Source organism: Sphingomonas sp. Tas61C01, from assembly GCF_052567495.1.
The window spans coordinates 3,577,690-3,600,304 of sequence record NZ_CP199583.1; the positions used below are offsets into that span (position 1 = coordinate 3,577,690).

20 protein-coding genes and 2 tRNA genes are annotated in these 22,615 nt (G+C 64.4%); 6 read left to right on the forward strand and 16 right to left on the reverse strand.

Going from position 1 to position 22,615, the window contains the following annotated elements:
* Positions 1-210: 210 nt before the first annotated feature.
* Together ACT009_RS16765 and ACT009_RS16770 are read right to left on the reverse strand one after the other, a co-directional pair.
* A complete protein-coding gene (locus tag ACT009_RS16765) occupies positions 211-2,379 on the reverse strand; it encodes a primosomal protein N' (protein ID WP_445192187.1) in 2,169 nt (722 codons plus the stop codon).
* 39 nt (positions 2,380-2,418) lie between these two features.
* A complete protein-coding gene (locus ACT009_RS16770; protein WP_445192188.1) occupies positions 2,419-3,873 on the reverse strand; it encodes a diguanylate cyclase domain-containing protein in 1,455 nt (484 codons plus the stop codon).
* A gap of 108 nt (positions 3,874-3,981) precedes the next feature.
* Between ACT009_RS16770 and ACT009_RS16775 the strand changes: the two genes are divergently transcribed.
* Complete coding sequence (locus ACT009_RS16775) at positions 3,982-4,878, forward strand: tyrosine recombinase XerC (RefSeq protein ID WP_445192189.1); 897 nt, start codon at positions 3,982-3,984, stop codon at positions 4,876-4,878.
* 4 nt (positions 4,879-4,882) lie between these two features.
* On the opposite strand, the gene ACT009_RS16780 is transcribed toward ACT009_RS16775, so the two are convergent.
* From ACT009_RS16780 to ACT009_RS16790, 3 genes are read right to left on the reverse strand one after another with little or no spacing between them, the layout of a single operon-like run.
* Positions 4,883-5,482: a DedA family protein gene (locus ACT009_RS16780; protein ID WP_445192190.1), complete on the reverse strand. Its 600-nt coding sequence runs from the start codon at positions 5,480-5,482 to the stop codon at positions 4,883-4,885.
* A gap of 12 nt (positions 5,483-5,494) precedes the next feature.
* Entirely contained in the window at positions 5,495-6,241 is a 747-nt protein-coding gene (rlmB, locus tag ACT009_RS16785) for a 23S rRNA (guanosine(2251)-2'-O)-methyltransferase RlmB (protein WP_445192191.1), read from the reverse strand.
* The gene (locus ACT009_RS16790; protein ID WP_445192192.1) at positions 6,241-7,857 is read right to left on the reverse strand and encodes a M20/M25/M40 family metallo-hydrolase; all 1,617 of its coding nucleotides are present in this window, start codon (positions 7,855-7,857) and stop codon (positions 6,241-6,243) included. Before ACT009_RS16790 ends, rlmB begins: the two co-directional genes overlap by 1 nt.
* Positions 7,858-8,000: 143 nt before the next feature.
* Between ACT009_RS16790 and ACT009_RS16795 the strand changes: the two genes are divergently transcribed.
* Positions 8,001-8,086 (forward strand) — tRNA-Tyr (locus ACT009_RS16795).
* Between the two features lie 171 nt (positions 8,087-8,257).
* The gene (locus tag ACT009_RS16800; RefSeq protein ID WP_445192193.1) at positions 8,258-8,545 is read left to right on the forward strand and encodes a DUF6538 domain-containing protein; all 288 of its coding nucleotides are present in this window, start codon (positions 8,258-8,260) and stop codon (positions 8,543-8,545) included.
* Positions 8,546-9,062: 517 nt separating this feature from the next.
* On the opposite strand, the gene ACT009_RS16805 is transcribed toward ACT009_RS16800, so the two are convergent.
* The 4 genes from ACT009_RS16805 to ACT009_RS16820 form a co-directional block, all read right to left on the reverse strand.
* Positions 9,063-10,121, reverse strand: a complete 1,059-nt coding sequence (locus ACT009_RS16805; protein ID WP_445192194.1) for an acyltransferase family protein — start codon at positions 10,119-10,121, stop codon at positions 9,063-9,065.
* 380 nt (positions 10,122-10,501) lie between these two features.
* Complete coding sequence (locus tag ACT009_RS16810; RefSeq protein WP_445192195.1) at positions 10,502-12,043, reverse strand: O-antigen ligase family protein; 1,542 nt, start codon at positions 12,041-12,043, stop codon at positions 10,502-10,504.
* Positions 12,044-12,341: 298 nt separating this feature from the next.
* The gene (locus ACT009_RS16815; RefSeq protein WP_445192196.1) at positions 12,342-12,683 is read right to left on the reverse strand and encodes a hypothetical protein; all 342 of its coding nucleotides are present in this window, start codon (positions 12,681-12,683) and stop codon (positions 12,342-12,344) included.
* An 18-nt stretch (positions 12,684-12,701) separates the two neighbouring features.
* The gene (locus ACT009_RS16820) at positions 12,702-12,911 is read right to left on the reverse strand and encodes an acyltransferase family protein (protein ID WP_445192197.1); all 210 of its coding nucleotides are present in this window, start codon (positions 12,909-12,911) and stop codon (positions 12,702-12,704) included.
* A gap of 528 nt (positions 12,912-13,439) precedes the next feature.
* On the opposite strand from ACT009_RS16820, the gene ACT009_RS16825 reads away from it, so the two are divergent.
* Entirely contained in the window at positions 13,440-15,245 is a 1,806-nt protein-coding gene (locus ACT009_RS16825) for a hypothetical protein (RefSeq protein WP_445192198.1), read from the forward strand.
* A gap of 763 nt (positions 15,246-16,008) precedes the next feature.
* On the opposite strand, the gene ACT009_RS16830 is transcribed toward ACT009_RS16825, so the two are convergent.
* From ACT009_RS16830 to hspQ, 4 genes are all read right to left on the reverse strand, one after another.
* Positions 16,009-16,473: a GNAT family N-acetyltransferase gene (locus tag ACT009_RS16830; protein WP_445192199.1), complete on the reverse strand. Its 465-nt coding sequence runs from the start codon at positions 16,471-16,473 to the stop codon at positions 16,009-16,011.
* Between the two features lie 179 nt (positions 16,474-16,652).
* Positions 16,653-16,919 carry a 50S ribosomal protein L27 gene (gene rpmA, locus ACT009_RS16835; protein WP_445192200.1) on the reverse strand — a complete coding sequence of 89 codons (267 nt, stop codon included), beginning with the start codon at positions 16,917-16,919 and terminating at the stop codon, positions 16,653-16,655.
* 13 nt (positions 16,920-16,932) lie between these two features.
* Positions 16,933-17,277: a 50S ribosomal protein L21 gene (gene rplU / locus ACT009_RS16840; protein WP_445192201.1), complete on the reverse strand. Its 345-nt coding sequence runs from the start codon at positions 17,275-17,277 to the stop codon at positions 16,933-16,935.
* 149 nt (positions 17,278-17,426) lie between these two features.
* On the reverse strand, positions 17,427-17,810 hold the full coding sequence (gene hspQ, locus ACT009_RS16845) for a heat shock protein HspQ (protein ID WP_445192202.1): 384 nt from the start codon (positions 17,808-17,810) through the stop codon (positions 17,427-17,429).
* Positions 17,811-17,934: 124 nt separating this feature from the next.
* Between hspQ and ACT009_RS16850 the strand changes: the two genes are divergently transcribed.
* A tRNA-Ser gene (locus tag ACT009_RS16850) sits at positions 17,935-18,024 on the forward strand.
* 705 nt (positions 18,025-18,729) lie between these two features.
* Here the strand turns inward: ACT009_RS16850 and ACT009_RS16855 are convergent.
* Positions 18,730-19,017 carry a hypothetical protein gene (locus tag ACT009_RS16855; protein ID WP_445192203.1) on the reverse strand — a complete coding sequence of 96 codons (288 nt, stop codon included), beginning with the start codon at positions 19,015-19,017 and terminating at the stop codon, positions 18,730-18,732.
* A gap of 301 nt (positions 19,018-19,318) precedes the next feature.
* On the opposite strand from ACT009_RS16855, the gene ACT009_RS16860 reads away from it, so the two are divergent.
* Positions 19,319-19,468, forward strand: a complete 150-nt coding sequence (locus ACT009_RS16860; RefSeq protein ID WP_445194130.1) for a DUF6771 family protein — start codon at positions 19,319-19,321, stop codon at positions 19,466-19,468.
* A 276-nt stretch (positions 19,469-19,744) separates the two neighbouring features.
* Here ACT009_RS16860 and ACT009_RS16865 read toward each other — a convergent pair whose 3' ends face one another.
* Both ACT009_RS16865 and ACT009_RS16870 read right to left on the reverse strand, forming a co-directional pair.
* The gene (locus ACT009_RS16865) at positions 19,745-21,430 is read right to left on the reverse strand and encodes a GH35 family beta-galactosidase (RefSeq protein WP_445192204.1); all 1,686 of its coding nucleotides are present in this window, start codon (positions 21,428-21,430) and stop codon (positions 19,745-19,747) included.
* Positions 21,431-21,495: 65 nt separating this feature from the next.
* Positions 21,496-22,563, reverse strand: coding sequence for a LacI family DNA-binding transcriptional regulator (locus tag ACT009_RS16870; RefSeq protein WP_445192205.1), 1,068 nt, complete (start codon positions 22,561-22,563; stop codon positions 21,496-21,498).
* Positions 22,564-22,615: the final 52 nt, after the last annotated feature.

Consider the following 22,615-nt stretch of genomic DNA (forward strand, 5'->3'; position numbering starts at 1 on the left):
CCGGGGTGGTGGTGAGGGTCGGGTAGCGGTGTTCGTACCCCACCTCGCTTCGAGGGAGCGTTGGCATCAGTTCCCGCGGAACATCTACCCCCCATGTGTCCCCGCAAAGGCGGGTACCCAGTACTGGGCTCCCGCCTTCGCGGGAGCACACGCTGGGTTGGGCGAAGGGGCGACAGATCGGGGCGGTCGGCAAACTCGCCGCACCCATCATCACAAAAAACTATACGGATCAACATCCACCGTGACCCGCACCTTGGCAGGCCAGTCCAGCGCGCCGAGCCAGTCGCGGATCACGTCCTGCACGTCCAGCGCGCGGCGGGCGTGAACGAGCAGGCGGTAGCGGTGTCTGCCGCGTAGCATCGCGAGCGGGGCAGGGGCGGGGCCGTAGACGGCCATGCCGTCGACCAGCGGCGCGGTGCGTCCTACCAGCTTGGCAGTGTCGTTCGCGCAGGCCTGGTCCTCCGAGGACACCACGATCGCGGCGTAGCGGCCGAACGGTGGCGCGCCGGCGTCCTTGCGGGCGTCGGTTTCGGCTTCGTAGAACGCGTCGGCGTCGCCGGTGATCAGCGCCCGCATCACCTGCGCCTTGGGGCTGTGGGTCTGGATATAGACGTGGCCAGGCTTCTCGCCGCGGCCGGCGCGGCCCGATACCTGGCGGATCTGCTGGAAGGTCCGCTCCGCCGCGCGCAGGTCGCCGCCTTCGAGCCCGAGATCGGCATCCACCACGCCGACCAGCGTGAGGTTGGGAAAGTGGTATCCCTTCGTCACCAATTGCGTGCCCACGACGATGTCGATGTCGCCCGCCTCCATCCGCCCGACGAACTCCGCGGCCTTGGCGGGGGACCAGATCGTGTCGGAGGTGACCACTGCCACCTTGGCCGCGGGGAACAGCGCGGTGACCTCGTCGGCGATGCGCTCGACGCCGGGGCCGCAGGCGACCAGCGTATCCTCGTTCTTGCACTCCGGGCAGAGCCGGGGGACCGGCTCGATGTGCCCGCAATGGTGGCAGGCGAGCCGCCGGGTGAGGCGGTGCTCCACCATCCAGGCCGTGCAGTTGGGGCATTGGAAACGATGTCCGCAGGTCCGGCACAGCGTCAGCGGTGCGTAGCCGCGACGGTTGAGGAACAGCAACGCCTGCTCCCGGCGCTCCAGCGTCTCGCCGAGCGCCGCGACCAGCTTGGGCGCGAGCCAGCGGCCGCGTTCGGGCGGATGTTCGATCAGGTCGATCGCCTCGATCGTCGGCAGCTCCGCACTGCCGAACCGTGCCGGCAGCTTCAGCTCGGCATAGCGACCGAGCGCGACCTGCTGGCGCGTCTCGATCGCGGGGGTGGCCGAGGCAAGGATCACCGGGCAGGCTTCGAACTTGCCGCGCATCACCGCAACGTCGCGCGCGTGGTAATGCACGCCGTCCTCCTGCTTGAAGCTGGTCTCGTGCGCCTCGTCGACCACGATCAGGCCGAGGTTGCGGTAGGGCAGGAACAGCGCCGACCGTGCGCCGACCGTCACCAGCGCCTCGCCGCTGGCGATGGCGCGCCAGGCGCGGCGGCGCTGGGTCGACCGCAAGCCCGAATGCCACGCCACCGGCTCGCACCCGAAGCGATCGTGGAAGCGCTTCAGGAAGGGCTCCGTCAGCGCGATCTCGGGCAGCAGCACGATGGTCTGGCGGCCGGCGCGGATCGCCTCGGCGATCGCCTCGAAATAGACCTCGGTCTTGCCCGATCCGGTGACGCCGTCGAGCAAGGTCGGCTGGAACGCGCGCGCCGCCACCGCCGCGACCAGCGTGTCGGCGGCGTCGCGCTGCTGGTCCGATAGCATCGGCGGGCCGAACGCGGGGTCCGGGCGGGGATAGGGGCTGTCGATGTCCACCTCGACCGCCTCGATCGCCCCGCATTTCACCAGGCCGCGGATCACCGCGTCGGACACGTCGGCCGCGGTCGCCAGTTCACGGATCAGCCCCTGGCGATCGCCGATCCGCGCCAGCGCCTGTTCGCGCTGTGGGGTGAGCCGCGCCGGGATCGTGCCGCCGATCCGGTATTCGGTGACGGTGCGCGCGCCCTCCAGCGCCGAGGTGGAGGCGAGGCTCATCCGCACCACGCTGGCGGGCGGCGCGAGGTAATAGGCCGCGGTCCATTCGACCAACCGGCGGAGTGCGGCGCCGAGCGGCGGCACGTCGGCGACGGCGAGCAGCGGGCGGAGGCGGTTGTCGCCGACCTCCGCGTCCGAGGGCATGTAATCGGGTTCCCAGACGACGCCGAGCAGCTGGCGCGGCCCGAGCGGCGCGACCACGACCGATCCGGGCTCGACCGCCATGCCATGGGGCACGCGGTAGTCGAGCGGGCCGAGGGCGGAGTTCAGGACGAGGACGCGGGCGCGTGACATTGCCGTCCATATGGGGCGCAGGAGCGCCCGGGTGAACCGCTATTCCGCCGCGACCTGTCGCCGCGGGGGGCCGCTGTGGCGATCGGTGCGCCGGCGGTTGCCGATCCGCCGTCGCTTCGCGGCGTAGAGCTCGGTATCCGCCGCATGGACGAAGTCGCGGACATTGTCGTGATCGGTCAGCGTCGCGGTGCCGACCGTGCCCGATGTCGCGATCGTGATCTTGCCCGCGGTCACCGGCACGCAGAGTTCGTGTTCCAGGCGCTGGACGAACGCCGCCGGATCCGCGAGCAGCCCGGGATGATCGACGATCAGCGCGAATTCGTCGCCGCCGATCCGCGCCGCGTAGCTGCCCCGCAACCAGGGTTCGCGAAGCCGTCGCCCGACCGCGCGGAGCACGTCGTCACCGGCGCGGTGGCCTAGCGTGTCGTTGACCTCCTTGAAGCAATCGAGATCGACGACCGCGAGCATCAGCGGCGCGCGGTTGCATAGCGGCTGGGCGATCGCGGCGCCGAGCACGCGGTCGAACGCGGCGCGATTGGCGATGCCGGTCAGGTCGTCGCGATCGGCGGTGCGACGTAGCCGTTCCTCCATCCGGTGCCGGTCGGTGATATCCTGTAACAGCCCGATCAGCGCGACCGGGTTGTCGAGGGTGATCTCCGGCGCGCCGATCGCCCGGATGCGGCGACGGTCGCCCTCGGCATCGACGAAATCGACCTCGATCTCGAACGGCTCGCCGGTGCGCAGCGAGGCGCGAGCGGCGCGATAGAGCAGCCGGCGCAGGTTGCGCGGGTAGCGCGCCAGCAGCCCATCGATCGCCGCGCGGTCCCCCGGCGGGAGACCGTGGATCTGGAAGACGCCCTCCGACCACTGGATGTCCCCAGTGGCGGGCACATAGCGCCACGATCCGATCTTCGCCATCGTCTCGGCCTGGCTGAAGGTCTGGTCCTTGCGCAGCAGGTCGGTCGCCTGGCGTTTGGCGAGCGTCGCCAGATCGAGCGCGGAGCGCGCGGCCAGGCGGGCGGTGAGCAGCGATTGGGCAAGAATCGCGAGGCGTTGCAGCGCGCCGATGCTGTCCTGATCGAGCCGTCCGGGGTTCGGATCGGCGACGCATAGCGTGCCGACCGGCTGGATGCTGCCGTCGGCGCCTGGGGCGTAGAGCGGCACGCCCGCATAGAAGCGGATGCCGTCGGCCATCAGCCGCGCGTCGGTATAAAAGCGCGGATCGGCCGCGGCATCCTCGATGATCGTCATTTCCTGACCCTGGATCAGATCATCGCACAGGATGCGCAGCCCGGACGTTCCGATCGCGCCGGTGTCGCTGCGCGCCTTGATCCAGTGGCGACCCTGATCGATCAGCGACAGCACCGCGGCCTGCTTGCCGAGCAGATGCGTGGCGAGCGTGACGATCGCGTCGAACTCTGCCTCCGGGGGCGTATCGAGCAGGTCGAGCGCATAAAGCGCGGCCAACCGGCGACCTTCTTCGGTGTCGAACATGCGAGCGGATATCGGCAACATATCCCACCATATCCAAGATTCCATCGGTGTTAAGTAGAAACCGAGGGGTCGCTCGCTTTTCGCGATCGAGGACCCTAGCGTGGCCCTGTGACGACCCCGCTGCCCATCCTGTTCGCCCAGCATCTGGTGCGCGATCGTCGGCGTTCCGTGCACACCGCACGCGCCTATCGTGCCACGGCCGAGCGGCTGATCGCGTTCCTTGCCGGTCATTGGGGCGACGCGCGGCGGGCGGCCGATCGCGACGGGCTGGCGGCGGTGTCGGCGACCGACCTGCGCGCCTATTTGGCGCGGCGCCGCGGGGAAGGGCTGACCAATGCGTCGGCGGCGCGTGAGCTGTCGGCGGTGCGGGCGTTCCTGGCGTGGGCCGTGCCCGAGGCGGATCTGCCGCGGCTGCGCGGCCCGCGGGTGAAGAAGGGGCTACCGCGGCCGATCTCACCCGACGAGGCGGTGGCGCTGGCGGACGATGTCGCGGAAGACGCCGCGGAGCCGTGGATCGGCGCGCGCGACTGGGCGCTGCTGATGCTGCTCTACGGCGCCGGCCTGCGGATCGGCGAGGCGCTCGCGCTGACCGGGCGGGCGCTGCCGCTCGGCGCGACGCTGGTCGTCACCGGCAAGCGCGACAAGACCCGGGTCGTGCCGCTGCTGCCCCAGGTCCGCAGCGCGATCGAGGCGTATGTCGCACAGTCGCCGTGGCCGGCGGATCGCCTGGCGCCGCTGTTCCGCGGGGCAAGGGGAGGGGCGCTGTCGCCCGGCGTGATCCGCAAATCGGTGCGCGCGGCGCGGGCGCGGCTGGGGCTGTCGGCGCGGACCACGCCGCACGCGCTGCGCCACAGCTTCGCGACGCATCTGCTCGGCCGTGGCGCGGACCTGCGCATGTTGCAGGAGCTGCTCGGCCATGCCTCGCTGAGTTCCACCCAGATCTATACCGCGGTCGATGCCGCGCACATCCTCGACGTCTACCGCAACGCCCATCCGCGGGCGTGAGCGCTCACCCGCGCGGCCGCCAGGTCGCGACCCGCCAAAGATAGGCGACGACCATCGCGACGCTGATCGCGATCACCACCGGGCCGACATAATCCTGCAGCCGGTCGAATCGCGACCCGAACCAGATCCCCGCCCAGGCGAGCACGGTGTTCCAGATCAGGCTGCCCGCATAGGTCCAGGCCAGAAAGCGCCAGACCGGCATTCGCGTCATCCCCGCGGGCAGCGAGATCATCGTCCGGAAGGTCGGCATGAAGCGGAACACGAAGATCACCCAGCCGCCATTGCGTTCGAAGAAGCGGTGGAGCCGCTCGACATCGCTCCATTCGAGCGTCAGCCAGCGGCCGTGGCGATCGACGAACGGGCGCAGCCGATGATAGCCGAGCCGCCGCCCGATCACGTACCAGAAGCAATTGCCCGCGGTGGTGCCCGCGGTCGCGATCAGCACCAGCGGCACCAGCGCCATGTCGCCGCGTGCCACCGCCATGCCGCCCAGCCCCATGATCACCTCCGAGGGGATCGGCGGGACGACATTCTCGAGCGCCATCAGCAGGAAGATGCCGAAATAGCCGCCCGCCGCGATCAGATCGAGGATGAACGCGGTCACTGCCGGCGCTCCTCAGCCGCGCGCGGCCACCGCATAGAGCGCGACCGCGGCGGCGTTGGATACGTTGAGGCTTTCGACCTTGCCACTGATCGGCAGCTTGGCGAGCTCGTCGCAATGCGTCTCGGTATTCTGCCGCATCCCTTCGCCCTCGGCACCGAGAACGATCGCGATCCGCTGCGCGCCCATCGCCTCGGCGAGCGTCTGCGTCGCATGGCCGGTGAGCCCGATCCGCCAGAAGCCCGCCTCGGCGATCTCCTCCAGCGCGCGGGCGAGGTTGACGACCCGCACCCAGGGCGTGGTCTCCAGCGCCCCCGACGCGGCACGCGCGACGGTGCCCGATTCGGGCGGCGAGTGACGATCCTGAGTGACGATGCCGAGCGCGTCGAAGGCGGCGGCCGAGCGCAGGATCGCGCCAACATTGTGCGGATCGGTGACCTGATCGAGCACCACCAGCGGACGCTGATCGTCGCGACCCTGCGCCAGCAGATCGCCCAGCCACATGTCCTCGAGCGGATCGACCTCGGCCACCAGCCCCTGGTGCGGCGCGTCGGCCGGGACCAGCCGGCCGAGATCGGCGACGTCGGCGAATGTCACCGGGAGCACCGGCGGCAGATCGAGCGCCGCCAGCGCCTCCCGCGTGCCCCAGACCTTGCGGACGATCCGTTCGGGGTTGGCGAGCGCCGCGGTGACCGCATGGCGCCCCCAGAAGCGTGGCCGTCCGGCGGTGCCGGTGCTGGGTCGGTGTCCTCGTTTGGCCATCAGTCGTCGTCGTCCGGATATGCGAAGGGATCGGTGACCCCGGGCTTGGTCGGCAGCGGCGGACGCGGCAAGGCCTTTTCGGCATTGGCGGCCGAAACCAGTACCGAGGCGAGCACGATCGATCCCTGGCGCATGTCGTCGGCCTTCAGGTGATCGAAGGTGTCGACGCCGCTGTGATGAACCCGGCTGCCGTAATCGAGCGGATCCTGGATGAACTGGAAGCCAGGCACGCCGATCGCCTGCATGAAGACGTGATCGGTGCCGCCGGTCGGCCGCAGCGCCACGGTCGACGCGCCCATCGCGGCGAACGGCGCCAGCCATTCGCGGAAGATCGGCACCACCGCCGGGTTGCGCTCGGCATAGAGGCCGCGCAGCTTGCCCGAGCCGTTGTCGATGTTGAAATAGGCGGCGAGATCGCCATAGCCGGGCTGCGGCGTCACTGGCCAGCGATTGGTCCAGCCGTAGAAGCGCTTCATGCCGTTTTCCGGCGGGCTGCCGGCGGCGGCGGGCGCGCCGCGGGTCGCGAGGTGCTTTTCGACATAGGCCATCGACCCGAGCAGCCCCTGTTCCTCGCCCGCCCACAGTGCGAAGCGGATGGTGCGCTTGGGCCGGACCCCGGTCGCGGCGATGATCCGCGCGGCCTCCATGATCATCGCGCTGCCCGCGCCGTTGTCCGCGGCGCCGTCGCCCGCAACCCAGCTGTCGAGGTGCGCGCCGGCCATCACATAGCCGGCCTTCGGATCGGTGCCGGGGATCTCCGCGACGATGTTGTAGGCCTGCTCGTCGGTGTCGTCGAAGCGCACGTCGCTGAAGATCTCCAGCGTCGGCGCCGGTCCGGATTTCGCGAGCCGGGCGAGCCGCAGATAATCCTCCTGGCCGATCTGCACCGCGGGGAGGGTGGCGGTCTCGCGCTTGCCGAACAGATAGCCTTCGCCGCTGACGAGATTGCCGTCGCGGTACGCCATCGTCGCCATCGCCACCGCGCCCTCCGCCTTTAGGAACGCGTCGAGCTTGGCCGCGAAATCGAGCCGCTTCAGCCGCCGATCCGCGGCATCGGGATCGTTTACCGGCTGCTGGAATTGGTCGAGCTTCGCCAGATCCTCGCTGGAGAGGCGCTTGGTCACCGGCTCGGTGGAGTCGGCCGCCGCGACCGGCAGCGTCGTCAGCACGATCTTGCCGCGCAGCTGCCCGCGCCACTTGTCGAAATCGCGTTCGCGCTTCATCGGCGCGACGACGATCGGTGCGGCCAGCGCGCCGTTGGTGGGCGGGGTCCACGCGATCGGGATGGCGGTCAGCTGCACCGGGCGCGGCGTCAGCATCCGCACCGACGCGCGCTCGATGGTCCAGCCGCGGCCGAATGCGAACCCTTCCTTGTGGACGTTCTTCAGTCCCCACTCGCCGAACTTGCCGGCGGTCCAATCCTCGGCCTTGCGCATGCCCGGCGAATTGGTGAGCCGCGGGCCGATCACGTCGGACAGGTGTTGGGCGGTGATCATCACCTGGCTGTGGTTGGTGCCTTCGTCGATGATCCGGTTGACCGCCGCCTTGTCCTGCGCGCCTGCGTGGACGGGCATCAGGGCGACCGCCGCGGCGGCGACGAACAGTGAACGGCGCATGGAACCTCCCGAACGATCGATGTCGATCGCGGTGCTACGGGGGCGGTCGGCGGTACGCAAGCGAAGCCAAGCGTGCCGACCCGCGTTGACAGCCGCGTCCCGCTTCGCCATGGAGCCGCCTCGCTCTGAAAAGCGGCCCATCTGGACAGGTGGCCGAGTGGTTAAAGGCAGCAGACTGTAAATCTGCCCGTGCAAGCGTACGCTGGTTCGAATCCAGCCCTGTCCACCAAACTGCCGATTTCTCCAATTCTTACAATGGCTTCGGGAAATTGCTTCCCTGGCTGCGATCGCGTTGGTACACAACGTGGTACACGCTTCCTTGCAGCGCCCGTTCAGCCGAGGGAATCGTATCGGCTGGGTCGACCCAAGTGACGTGGTGTCATTGGCCGGGACGCGCCGCATGAGCGGAAGCCGTGTCCCGCACCTTCAAATCAGAAACGGCATCTATCACCTGCGTCTGCGGGGGCCTGAGGATGTTCGGCCCCGCTTGAGACTTCGCGCGGTTCGTCGCTCCTTGAGCGACTGTGGCCTCCGTGGTGCCGAGAAGTTGGCCGTGATCCTTGCCGCTAAGGTACGGGAAGCGTTCGATATGATCAAATGCGCTGAGCTTGATAGCGCCGCCGCCCGGCAGCTTGTGCAAAGGTGGTTCGAGGATCGCATCCGCGACGCGGAGTGTCGCGGAGCATAAATCGCTAGCTCTGAGTGGCCGGACTTCGAGATAGCGCAGCAGCTAGAGCTCTCGCGGGAACGCTTGAGCGAGCTTGACGACTTGCTTGAAGCACGACGACGGCAGCGGATCCCGACCCAGCTATTTATCAGGATGAACTAGGTCAGGCAATTTGGCTGCCGCGTACGATTGGGAGAAAGCCGAAGCATCCGCAATTTTGAGTAGCCCTTAAATATTTGTGAAAAGGTTAAGGTGCCGATGAACCGATCGTCGACTAGTCAAATAGGAATGGCAACCCGGCGGGCGTAACGCTCGCCAACCGATTGACGCCGAGACGCGCAAGCGTCGGACTGTCCTAGATGAGATCGCCGTCCGCTGATCTTCGTCAATTGACATGTGCTCGGGCGTTGGCGACGTGGGGAAAGGAAATTGCGCTCGCAATCTATCACGCGCCGCTAAGGCTGTTCCGCGGGGCACGGCGTATGGTCTGCGCTATCTGGATCGCCGGCCGGGTTGACCCTTCCGAATACACTCCCGATCAGCGCGCTATTGCCTTGAGGATCATCCCGCCTGTGAGGCCAACGCCGACGATGATGTAAGCTGCAATCCCGAGTGAGCGACCGCGCCCGGGCGTGTACCAAGCGTCACGATAGCGCATTACTGGATAGTCGACAGCCAGCCAGGTGGCGACCGCTGCGCCAACGCTGACGATGAAGATCAGCGGCACGACGACCGCACTCGGGATTGGCAGGAGGTAGCGGGAAACAGCGTTAACGGTGAAGCCGCCAATCCACTGGTTCAGATAGAGCGGGAACGAGATGCCGCCAAGAAACTTCCCCAAGCGCCCTCTGCGCCCTGGCGCAGTCAAGGCCAAAACGACGCCGATAGAAAACAACGAACGAAACGGCTCGACGTCGTGCCAGAAGATGCCCGCAAGGGCGGCAAGCGCGCCAGCAGCTGCCAACCAGCGGCTTGTGCTCGTTGCTACTATTGCACGCCGTTGGTTGAGCCCGGCAGCAAACACGCCAACGGCGATCGGCGCCCACATCGATTGGAGCGCCAGTAGCGCAACCGCGATGATCGCCCAAGTTTCCAGTCGCTTCCCCCATCGGGTAAATAGCATCAGAAGTGGGGCCGCGAGATAGAACTGCTCTTCGACTGACAGGCTCCAAAAGGCGTTGCCTGTGCCCTTCAACGGCATCTCGAGCGACGCACGGGGAAATTCGGCGAAATTGTAATGCGTGAAGGTCACATCGTAGAACAGGTACTTGAGCCAGTTTGCATCCACCCCCTCACGGACCGCCGCAGCCCCGTACAGAAGGACGATCGCCGTTAAGTATGGCGCCCAGATCCGCGTTGCCCGATTGTAGAAAAAACGGGGCAAGTCGCCGCGATCGCTTTTGAAAAGGATGCCACCGATCAGCCACCCGCTCAGGGCCAAAAACACGGCAACGGCAAGCCCGCCATTGATCGGTCCGTACTTGATGCCCTCGTGGGTGAGAAGAACCGTCGACGCGAGGACGAAGCGCAACCAGTCGAGCAGTGGGAAATCCCGCAGTTTCTCAGCCTCTGGATTGGCCGCATCAGCTCTGCTCATCGTATCCCCATCTCGCATCGAACCCGCCGCCGATCACGCCCTTGCGATCGCGGGCTAGTACAGCGTCACCCTGCCGAGCCTCCTGCTAGCTCAGCAACCTGCACAATCCAACGGCGAACGTTCCCTCCGATTCGCCGACGCATGCTTCACCGCGCGCGCCTTGACGTGTGCTGGCTTCTTCATGAAGCCAGAGGCATGAGGTCATACCCACTTCTCGGCGCGGCGCTGAAAGCGGTCAGCAGGCTGAAGGCCATTTGGATCGCGGGCCGCGTCAGCGATGACGAATATGCTGATGACCGCATCTGTGCTTGCGGGAACCAGAAACCTATCGATGAGGATCAGTGCTTCGCTTGCTTCTGCGAAAAACAGCGCCGGCGTCGCTAGGCGGTGTGATGCACGATCGGCTTGTCGGGGCTGGGCGGGCCCCCGATCGGCACCACGCCAGCGCGGCGACCTAATGTGCGTTCGTCGGAACGAACCACTGGGCTTCGGCGCGCGTTCAAGAGAGAGCCGCTGAGGCCGATCAAGATGCAGATGCCGCTGATGGTCCGCCCTCCAAGAGCGGTGAAGGCAATCATGACGATTATTGAACCAAGCGCGGCGACAACAAATGCCGGCGCCGCTCGATCCTGCGCGCTCGACGAACGAGCAAGCCGGTACATCGCAGGCAGCGGAGCAAACAGGGCGAAAACGAAGAGGAACAAGCCAACAAGACCGGTGACGAGTAGGGTCGACAAGTAACTGTTGACGAAATCGACAATGCCCTCACCCTGCACCAGGTCGCGAAGAGCATAGGTGACCGATCCGTAGTCGGTCCCGAGGATCAGATGATGTTTGGCCTCTTCGATTCCTCGCGAGAACAGGTCCTGACGATAATCACGATTAATGGCGCCCGTGCTGTTGAGGCCGACCATGTTGCCGATCGCCGGTACGAAAAGCGCGAGGCAGTAAAACATCAACGCCGCTCCGCCGGCAAAAATAGCCGGTTTGACGACATTCACGGATCGTCCGTTCACAAGCTGATGAACAGCGAAGAAAACGATCAATCCGATGAACGCTCCACGTGACTGCGGAGCAAATAGTCCCGCCAAAAGGAAGATGCGCAGAAGCGTATAATTCAATTTAGAACGGAAGAGCCACGGAGCAGCCAGCAACGCGCCCGTGCCGATCGCAAGCCAGAGCGCAAACGACGTCGGCTCGATGAAGGTACCCGGAGAACGCAGGTACCCGCCACGCATCTTGACGCTGGCGCCGCTGCTAAGAGTGATGCCGTAGTGATCGTAAACCCCGCGGAATAGCGGCCAGGCGGCCTTGGCCTCGTAGATCGCCACCGCGGATAGAGCGGCCGTCACCGCTATGAGCCCGACGATGAGCAGCCGGGCATCGTTCGGCGACTTCACGCACCGCCGAACGATGTAGAACGGCATGAGGAACGACAGCGATGTGTTGACGATCACCCGGAGGTAGTTGGTCGCGGAAGTGCCCCGTGCGGCGCCAAACACGATCATGCAGAAGAGGGCAGCGATACAGATCCCAGCAAGATATGATTTAGTATCTCCCCGCTCACCCTTGACGGTTGCCCAGACCAGTGCGCCGATCCCCAGAGCGCTGAACCCCGTGATCGGCAAGAGCTGGATGGAGCCGATGCCCATCGTAAGCTGCAAGCTCGGAAGCGCGAGGAGCGCGAACAAGTAGACCGGCGGGATCTCTTCCCGTCGATGCGCGAACAGCGGCACGGTCAGGCTGCAGAGTGCCAGATGGATCGGCACTGAGGGACTGAAGAACGTGACGCCTAGGCAATATGCGCCCACGAAGGCGAGTCGTTTGACGACAGGCAAGCGCCAGCTGGGGCTGATCGCCACGTAGAAGGCGAACAGCCCTAGAAAGAACGGCACGCTTACGAAGATCGCGAGTTTCAACATCGCTGCCTCCTTACGGTGCGGAACGCCATTCTGGCTAGTCGCCTCCTAGCCTCGCACCGTGCGTGACTATCCGGTCCTTGCATCTCTCGGCCGCGGCCCGCTTCAAGCTGCACAGGACCAGCCTGCGAACAGATGCCACATCGAACTTGCCTGCTAATTGCAAAGGGATGCTGATGCACAAAAGCGTCTTGCAACTGCGATAGCCAATAATCACACCCGTGCGGCTGCTCATGAAGTTTAACGTTCGGCCGTAGAGCGGCTCGTGATGCCGATGTATCATCATCGACGGCAGGCATCTTCATGCGATCGAGTCTAGCCGGAAGTGCGAGGCGCCTTGAATTGTGCCGTCGGGGATGGTGCCCGCAAAGTACAAGCGCAGCGCTAGACAGGCGACGATGCATACCACAATCGCGATCTGCGCTCGCTGTCGGAGCACCAGCATCGTCAACGGGAACAACAGATACGAGTGTTCCTCGACCGACAGGCTCCACGTCAGGGTGAAGTAGCCGGTTGGGGCAAATGGCGAGTAGTTCGTCAAAAAAAGCAGCGCTGCGGCAGCCCCGAGCCATGCCGGCGGGTGTCCGAACGCGGGCATCACCGCAAGCGATGCGAGCACATAGGCGAGTAGCGTCGGGAACAAGCGAAAGAACCGACGAATCTAGAACGGGAGAAGCCGGCCAGTCGGCTCCGCGAGCATCATGCGCGTGATGATGAAGCCGCTGATGAAGAAGAACAGAGTCACGCCAGATACGCCCGGTATCGCTAGGCTAATAATGTGGCTGGCGACAACCAGGAGCACAGCGACGGCGCGCAGGCCATCAAGTTGCGGCAGATATCTGATCGGGTGGCGGCCGGCGCCTGGTGTCATACCGCCCCGTATAAGCCCGATAGATTTCGGTCCATCTGATGCGGTGGCGCTAGAAGCCGGCGAGCGGATGCTGTGGCGAGGTGCTCGCGAGCCACTCCCCCCGTCCGCCACGCGCCCGATCCCATCGCGATAACCTCCTTTCGACTGAACTCAACTACATAGCCGCAGTCGTTCTGCGGCCCGGTTGCGGTGAAGGGCACCGCTTCTGCCCCAATCAGCCACCGTTCGACAGCGACCTCGGTCATCACGCCGTCGACGAAGCGGAATAGCCAAGTGCCGTTCTCGGCCTACATCGTCCTGCCATCGGCATGATCTGCTAACCATTAACACCAAAGGCCGCATTAGCCAGTATAACACCTAGTGCTCAATATTGCATAATGGTTACCGACGTCGTAATTAAGGTTTAGGGAAGATTTATATTTGGTTATTACTGGATTAAATTCGCAAGTCATCCCAATCGACCTCCAACTTCATCGTTTGATTACCACCCGCGGGTAAACTGCTCTCATCAAATTCGGGAGCAAACGGGTGAATCGCAAGAGCATGTTCGGCGTCGCGAACGCAACAAGTCTCGGCGCAGCGAAGCACAATATGCGAACATGGTTCGCTTTGTCGGGAGCGACGCTGCTGGCAGCCTGCGGTGGCGGCGGCGGTGGCGCCTCCACTCCGGCTACAACGGGATCGGTGACGGTCGTTCCCTCGGGCACTGCAACGCCGGCACCGACGCCGACTCCGGTCGCGACGGTCACGCCGACTCCTGCGCCGACGCCAGCTCCCACCCCGACGCCGTCTCCCACGCCGGCGCCGACGCCTGCGCCTACGCCCACACCTGCGCCAACGCCGACGCCATCGCCGACTCCGACGCCGACCCCAACGCCCGCGGCGGTCCTGACGCCCGCTAGAATCCCGACGAAACCGGCGTTCGAACTCGCGATCAACGTCGCGCCGAGCATCTATTACAATACCGAGCGCACCTTTGCGAACCTCGCGCTCCGCTCCGGCGGCTGGCGTGATCCGAGCGCCGGCTGGACCAACATGGCGGCGGAGAAGCTGACCAAGGAAGGCAATCCCTCGAGCGGCGGCGTGCTGTACCTCAACGCGCCGCAAACCGTCCTGTCCGGCGTAGCGACCGCAGTCACCTGCACCTGGGAAGGTAGTGGTGCTGTGAGGCTCGACGGCGATGTGCGGGCAGGGGCATCCAACAAGCGTGTGTCGTTTACGTGGCCGGCATTCGATCGGGTCAAGAACCCGACCGGGCGACCCAACATCATGGTCTATCTGCAGGATGCCAACGCGACCGATCCATTTAGGAACCTCGACTGTCGCGAGCCAGGCCTCGAGGTCGTCGGCGAGTTCGACAAGCGCGCTGTCGACGACCTGAAGCCCTACGCCGTGCTACGTTACCTGGATTGGTCTAACACCAACGGCAATCCCGCTAGCGTCACGTGGGATACCCGCGCGGTTCCAGGATGGCTGTCGCCGACGGGCTGGGACGGCGTGCCTCTGGAGCAGATGATCGATTTGGCAAACGCGGCGGGCTCGGACCCTTGGTTCACAGTGCCGTGGAATGCCGACGAAACCTATGTCCGCAACATGGGCAAGCTGATCCACGATCGGCTCGCCCCGGGGCACCGCGCCTATATCGAGCTGTCGAACGAGGTGTGGAACTTCGCATTCCCAGTCGCGACCCAAGCGCTCAACGAAGGTATCGCCGAGGGTCTATCGACAGACAAATACTCCAACAACTTCCTTCGCTATGCCGAGAAATCGGTGTGGATGCACAAGATCCTCACTGCAGCGTTCGCGGACGATCCGACACGACTGGTGCGGGTCGTAAGTTCCCAAAGCGACAACCCGTGGTTAGCGCGCAATCTTCTGGCTTTCCGCGACACCGCACAGTGGGTTGATGCTTTGGCGACGGCTCCATATTTCGGGCACAGCTTCTTCAGCGGCGCCAACGCAGGTGTCACCGACCTGTTCACGCTCTTCGTCTCTCTGGAGGCGGCTCGTGCCAACTCGGTCGCGAAGGCCGCCGAAAACAAAGCTGCTGCCGACAAATACGGGCTTCGCTACATCACCTACGAGGGCGGTCAGCATATCATCCCGCCAGATGCGAACGCCGACACAGCGGCGCAGATGCAGCGCAGCTCGATGATGTATGACATCTACAAGCGCTACCTAACGGACATGAAGACGATCCTGAAAGACACGACGACGCTGTATTCGGCAACTGGCGCCATCGGGAAATCTGGCGCTTGGGGCATCCGCGAGTACGCCGGCCAGCCGATTAGCGAAACGCCGAAGCGGCGCGCTGCGCTGGAGTTTGCCCGCTAAACGGTGGAGCGGCTGGCAATCTGCCATAGGCCAATGGTGCATTGTGGCATGGGAGCGGGAGGCATCAACGCCTGCTTACGAGCCGTTGACGGCAGCGCTAGCCGAAAAAATCTCGACGCGCTTGCAGGGTGCGAGATACTCCGTGTAACATTTGGAGCGGTCGTTTCTTGCCCCGTGTCGGCGCGCAACGCGTCAACGATGGCCTGTTCCGCAGCTGCAAACATCGTCCAATCTGGCTAGGCCATTGTTGTCCTCCAATCCTAATGATGGTCGAGCTATCTAGGCCTGCCGGACGACCCACCACCGTGCGTACACCGGCGATGCCTGCACAGCCCCGCCGGGTACCAGCAGCGCCGTGTTGCCGCTCAAGGCGGCCCGAACACGATCATGCCTCAAAATCCTAAGGCTCCTACGCTACAACCAAGGCTGTAAGATCGTGTCGGCTAGACAATGTGAGGCTATTTTCAGCTCACTGGTTGGCAGATATCGTGAGCGGCGATCCACCCGAGATTTGCTACCACGGCTCGCCTCTCAAGATAGGAAAAGGCGGACAAGATAGAGCGAATCATCTTCTCTGTAGTCGCCAGCTGGCTACGAGATACGATCAATAAATGTGGCATATACCTTGGTACACATTGCATGAAATGTACAAGCGACTGCAGAGGCTTACGGAGAGAGGTATGGAATGGGCTCACCTCCAGCCCTGTCCACCAACTTCGATGACATGCGGCGGCAAGCCGAAACGGCCCGACCGCCGACCCGCTCAGGCGGCGATCGGCATCGTCGTGGGTTGGCAATCAACCTCCAATTCGAAGACGACCGGTCCGTCCGCGCGCCGAGCACCGGTGTCGCGGAAGCCGAGCTTGCGGAGCACGCGCGCGGACGCCGTGTCGCCGGCGGCGCACGTCGCGGAGAGCCGGCGGATCGGCAGTGCATGGCGCGCCATCTCGACGACCGCCTGCGCGGCCTCGGTCGCATAGCCGCGGCCCCACGTATCGGGGATCAGCCAGAAGGCCAGCTCGTGCGACCCGCTCTGCGGGGCGAGCGCGATCGCGCCGATCAGTCGCGGCGTGCCGCCTTCGTGCGCGCAGATCAGCAGCTCGACCATTTCGGCACCATCGCTCGATCCGGGCGGCGCGACCGCCCCAGGCGCGACCAGCTTGGCCAGCACCGCTGCATCCTCGGGCCAGCCGGGGCGTAACGTCAGTCTTCTCGTCCGGGCGAACATCGGCGCTCTCCTCGCATGATCGCTCCGCTGCGCTGGCACGTCACCATGACGCGCCCGAGACAGCAGAGGCCGAGGGAGCAATAAAAAAGGGAGCCGGGATGACCCGCCTCCCTTGTTGGTTCGGTTCCGTTGCCGGAACCCGGGTCACCCTGGTGGGCAACCCGGCTAGTTACCCGATGTTATTCGGCCGCAATCGCCATTTCGACCGAACAGAACTTTCGACCGAGTTTGCCGACCGCGAAGGTCACGCGACCGTCGACGAGCGCGAACAGGGTATGGTCGGTGCCGATACCCACGTTGCGACCCGGATAGAATTTGGTCCCGCGCTGACGCACGAGGATGTTGCCGGCGACGCACTCCTGGCCACCGAACTTCTTGACCCCGAGGCGACGGCCGGCCGAATCGCGACCGTTGCGCGAGGAGCCGCCTGCTTTCTTATGTGCCATCTGAAACTACTCCTTACGCCTGGGCCGCCGGGGCGTTGCCCGCGGAGGACTTGGACTGCTCACCACCGAGGCTGACGATCTTCAGGATCGTGTGCTGCTGGCGATGGCCGTTCTTGCGGCGATAATTGTGGCGGCGACGCTTCTTGAAGACGATGACCTTGTCGGCCTTCGCCTGAGCGATGATCTCGGCGGCGACGGTGAACCCCTCGACCGACCGAAGCTCGGAGCCTTCGCCCGCGAGCAGGACGTCGCCGAGCGTCACCGACGCTCCTGCTTCGCCGTCGATCTTCTCGACGACGATCTTGTCTCCGGCGGCGACGCGATACTGCTTGCCGCCCGTGCGCACGATCGCGAACATGGCTCTAGTCACTTCCCAAAATACAGTCGCCCGCACGGGCAAGCCCGGCGAGATGAGCGGCGGCAGCTATAAGAGGGCACCGCCGCTGTCAACCGCCAAGCGCCCCGCGCGCCCGGTTTTCGTCGGCGCCCGCGCACTCGCAGCGGCTGCTAGTGGCGGTGCTCGCGCTTCAATGCGTAGCGGCCGTCGGCGAAGTTGGTGAACAAGCCGGCGATCGCAGGGTGATCGATCGGCTCGTCGCTGTCGTCGGGCACCAGATTTTGCTGGCTGACATAGGCGACATAGCTCGATTCGGCGTTCTCGGCGAGCAGGTGGTAGAAGGGCTGGTCCTTCTTGGGGCGCACGCCCTCGGGGATCGCGTCGTACCATTCGTCGGTGTTCGCGAACACCGGATCGACGTCGAAGATCACCCCGCGGAAATCGAACATCCGGTGGCGCACAATTTCGCCGATCGAGAAGCGCGCATGGGCGATCGACGGCGCGGCGGCGATCTGGGCGGCCTTGGCCGGGGTCGTTGGGTCGTGACGTGGCATCGCATCAATCTAGTGGTTGTTTCGCGCCGCACAAGCCGAGCCGCTTGCGCACCGAGATCGTCTGCGATAGGAGCCCGCCCTCGACTGGCCCGCCCCCCTGCACAAGGAGGGCGATCGTCCTCGCGGAGAGGTGGCAGAGTGGTCGAATGTACCGCACTCGAAATGCGGCGTGCCCTCGCGGGTACCGTGGGTTCGAATCCCACCCTCTCCGCCACTTTCCCTTATAGACCGCTGTAATCGCACGGTTTTCCGTGCGATCGCATCCGCGACCCACAAGCCAACCTACAACATGAAATCACGTTGCGACGCCGGCGGTGTCGGGCAATGATGCCGCGTGGGGAGACGAATGGATTACAACAGAGACGGTGAGCCGGTGCGGCTTGGTCCGCTAGTTGAACCGTACGCGCGTGACGCGGTGCAAAAGCAGTTCCAAGGTGCGAGCGTACGGTGACCGGGCAGCACGCTATACACCATTCCAGTACATTGTCTTAGATCATGCAAAACCTGAAACAGAATGTATGAAACTTAGCATCGATACTCAAACATTATGGGATATATGGCGTTTAACACCATCCGTGTTCCGACGGTCGAATGGGGAATGGACAGTGAAGTACGATATCCATCTGCTTCATAATCCCGTGACCGTTTGCGCCGCCAATGAAGCGAGGCTGTAAACCACGACAAGCGCCGTACCATCGGTTACGCCGGACGCCCCCCTTCCCAACGGTGAAATCATAGGTTCCACCAAGGCCGCTGTTCACAATCGACGCAACGATCGACGTTACATCGGCACGGGATGAGTTCAGGAACGTCGCGCTAGGATTAACGATGTTCGACGAGAACGTTAGGTCGGTTCCGCTGAACGAGACTGGCTGGTCACCATTAACATTGCTGTTGGACTGATAAAGGTAAGCGGCCGTTACGGTCGCCCCCGAGAGAATGAGAAGCCAAGTGCTTGACCGAATGTACTTATTCCCAATGTTGCGCCACCAAGGTCTGCATTGTTGGGGTTGTTGCTTGGACGAACAATCAACGGTATAAAGGCTGGCTCTAGCGCCGTGAATTCATAGTCACCCCCGACGACCGAACTATATTTCCGATCGGGAATGGTAGAATCGCCACTATAGGCGAGTGGCGTGAAATCAATTGTCTCTGCAACCGCTGGCGCGGCAGTCAGCGACATGAATGCTGTGATGAAGTTTTTCATAAGGCCTCTTGGGCGTGGATCGATCAAACCATGATTAATCGTATCTGATAACCGAGATTAATGGTCAAAGGCGGACACGGGCAATAACTTATCTAATAAACGCTTGTGTTTGTTGACGTAAGTGCTCGCACCCTTGCCACGGCCTTTGTCCGACCGGGCGGGCCTTCCTCATTTTCGCCGTCGAGAAGCAGCTCTTGATTTAATCTGAACGAACGGGGAACATAGCTGTATGATCATGACCATAACCAACCTCCCTAACCAGCTACTGGACGCCATCGCTGACGGGCCGAAGTTTGCCGCCATGCGCGAACGTGCCGCCTTGGTCCTAGCCAATCACCTAGCGGGCAGGCTTGAAAGGCCCTCGCCAGCTTTCGATATGGACCAGCTAAACGTGCCGCTCCCCCCGATGGTGAGTAGCAATGGGCATCGAGCCACTTTCGACGAGGGATGACAAACAAGGGCCAAAAGCCGGTGCCGGTGAAGCTTGATAGGTGGACGCCATCACACCCGGTAGCGGACGCCATAGCTTCCGGCCGCTATTGGTCCGTCGCAACGCTTATTAGACCTCAATTATCGCGGGGACGGTCCACCTTATGGAGGCGTAGCACATGGCGCCCGGGTCCAGCTAGTATCAGCTAATCAGGGCGTGTGCGCTGGCAGCAAGTTAGGCCAGCCTCGACCGGCTGATGTTCCACCTACCCTCATCTCCGCGCAACCCGGACAACGGTCATCGATACCGATAGAGACGAACGCGGTACACCTTGTGGTCGGCAGCATCGGCCGCGAACAGCCGCAGCGATTGGCCCTGGCCGGTTTCGTCGCCGTTGAGGCGGCGGCCGGTCACCGCACCGGCATCGCGCAGGATCTGCTCGTCGATGCTCTCGATCCCGACGATCGTGCGGGCGCCCCCGTCGCTCGTAAAGCTGATCTGCCCGTCTCCGCTGCCTACCACGAGGAACTCGTCAGGACCGGACTGGAGGAACATGGCGGCGATGCGGCTGGCCTGGTCGATATCGCCGCTGGAGCCGTTCGCGCGCGTGATGGTCGCGATGTAATCGCCGATCCGGACTCGGCCGGCGCGCTGTGCCGATCCTTCCATGATCACGGTTTCGATCTTCCCCTCGGCCTGCTTCTGGAGCACGAGCGGTGCAAGGCGCGCCAATTGGCCGTAGATCGCGGTCATCGCCACGTCACCGGCAGCGCCCGCATCAAGGCCGACGCTCACGTCGCCGGCCAGCACGACGCCCTGGCCGTCGACGCCGAACGGGGAAAAGCCGAGCCCCTTCATCGCGCCGATCGTGTAGAGCGCATTGGCGGCGCCGCCGGCGCGGCCGCGCGCCTCCGGTACGAACAACGGGTTGTCCGCTCGACGGTACTCGGACGCCCAGTGGGCGTAATCCTCGAAGTAGATGTCCGGCGCGAGGAAATCGAGCGACGGCGCCCCCGCCTTCCAGATGTCGAGCGAGATCGGCAGCGGGCCGCCCGAATTATATTGGCCCGGTTCGTAATTCGGCCGAATCAATGCCGCGTTGGTGAACATGGGAAGTGCGTATTCGGCCTTCCCCGCGGCGGTCACCTTCTCGATATAGGTCGCATACCACCACGACATGAACAGCGCGTCGGTCGCACTGCCGGTGCCGAAGACCTCTTGCCATGATCCGGCAGTCCGCGCACCGGCCGCTTCCCATGCCGCGCGCAGTTGCGGATGAAGGGTAGTGCGATGCTGCCCCAAGTGCCGGATCAATGCCTCGGGAACGGGGGCAGCGAAGGCGGCTTCCGCGGGGGCGGAATGGTCCCGCGATTCCGGGATGATCCCGACTTCATTCTCGACCTGGACGAACAAGACCGTCTGGCGTGCACCGTCCACCGCCCGCAGGTGCCGCATCAGCTGCGCGAAGGCGCGCGCGTCGGCATCGCGCGAAGCGGCAGAGAAGGGCGACAATCGTTCGGTCCCGCGTCCGTCGCTCGTCTGAACGCGTTCGAACCGCGCCTGATCGCGCTTGACCCACGCTGGTACATAGCTCGAATACGTGTTCTTCCACGTGCCGAACCAAAGGATGACGAGGCGAAGATCGTGCTCGCGCGCGCCTTTCAGCAGGCCGTCGACGTTGCTGAAATCGAAGCGTCCTTCGTGCGGCTCGATCGTCTCCCAAGCCACGGGAACGAGGACCGTGTTGAGGTTCATCGCCTTCAGTTTGGGCCAAATCGGCGCCATGTAGGCCAAGTCGCTGCTGCTCGAATTGTGGGTCTCGCCGCCGAGCACGAGGAACGGCTTGCCGGCCACGATCAACTGGGTCGCCTCGCCACGACGTTCCAGGCGAGGTGCCGGCGACGTCTGCGCATCGGCGCTGCCGACCAACGCAGTCGTGAGGGTCGTCAGCATCAGGCCGATTGCGGGAAGCAGATCTCGCATGGACATCCTCATTTGTTCGTTGTGCGCGCGATGCCGCACGAGGCGGCGTTTGGCTGTGTGCCCATTTAGCGGAGACCCGCCGACCCATCGTGCGCGTTACGCGGCGGACCGTGGGATTCGCGCAGGACGATCACGTGTTCGAGAACGACGTTGTCCGGCTTTGCGCTTGGTCGATCGCTCGCGATCACTTGCACGACGAGCCTGAATGCCACCTCGGTAAGGTCGGCGGTCGGTCGACGTACCGTCGTGAGGGTTGGCCAGATGGTGGTCGCCAGCGACGTATCATCGAAACCGCAGATCGACAGATCCGACGGCACGTCGATGCCGCGGCGATGCGCCACCGACACCGCGGCCGCCGCCATGTCGTCGTTGCTCGCGAAGATAGCGGTCGGCGGGTCCGATAGCGCGAGAAGCTTGTCCGCTGCCTGCATGCCCGATTGATAATCATAGTTGCCGTCCACGATCAGCGCATCGTCGGGCGCGACACCGCCCGCGTGCAGCGCATCCCGATAGCCCTGTAGCCGGTACCTGCTCGACGCGTGGGTTTCCCGCCCTTTCACGAAGCCGATCCGGCGATGCCCGAGCTTCAGCAGATGCGCCGTCATCTCCTTAGCGGCCGCGCAATCGTCGATCCCGATCGAGCGGACGCCCAGGTTGCCATGGGTCGAGCCGGTCGCGACGATCGCCATCCCCGCCCGACGCAACGCGGCCACCAGATCGACGACATCTCCGAGCGGCGGCGCGAGGATCACCCCCTGGATCCCGCGCGCGACCAGGTCGTCGACTATTGCGCCATCCGGTTCCGCTCCCGTCACTTCGCAGAAGGTTAGAATCGCATGCGCGCGGCTCGCCGCCTGCGAGAGGCAGATCAGGAACTCGCCCAACGAACCGGGATTGGGAAACCGGTGCAGGAGCGCGACACGGACCTGCCGCGCGCCCGAGAGCGCGCGCGCCGCGAGGTTGGGGGAGAAGCGCAGCGCCTCGATCGATGCCTCTACCGATGCGCGCGTGGCGTGCCGGACCGCGCGATCGCCGTTGATCACGCGCGACACCGTCATGTGCGAAACCCCGGCATGGCGGGCGACGTCACGAATGGTCGGACTGCGAAGCACCGTCATGTCCCGCGTCGTCATTCCATCCTTGTCGCTATCCGCGAGGGCCGCGACGCAATCGTACGCCGCGGAA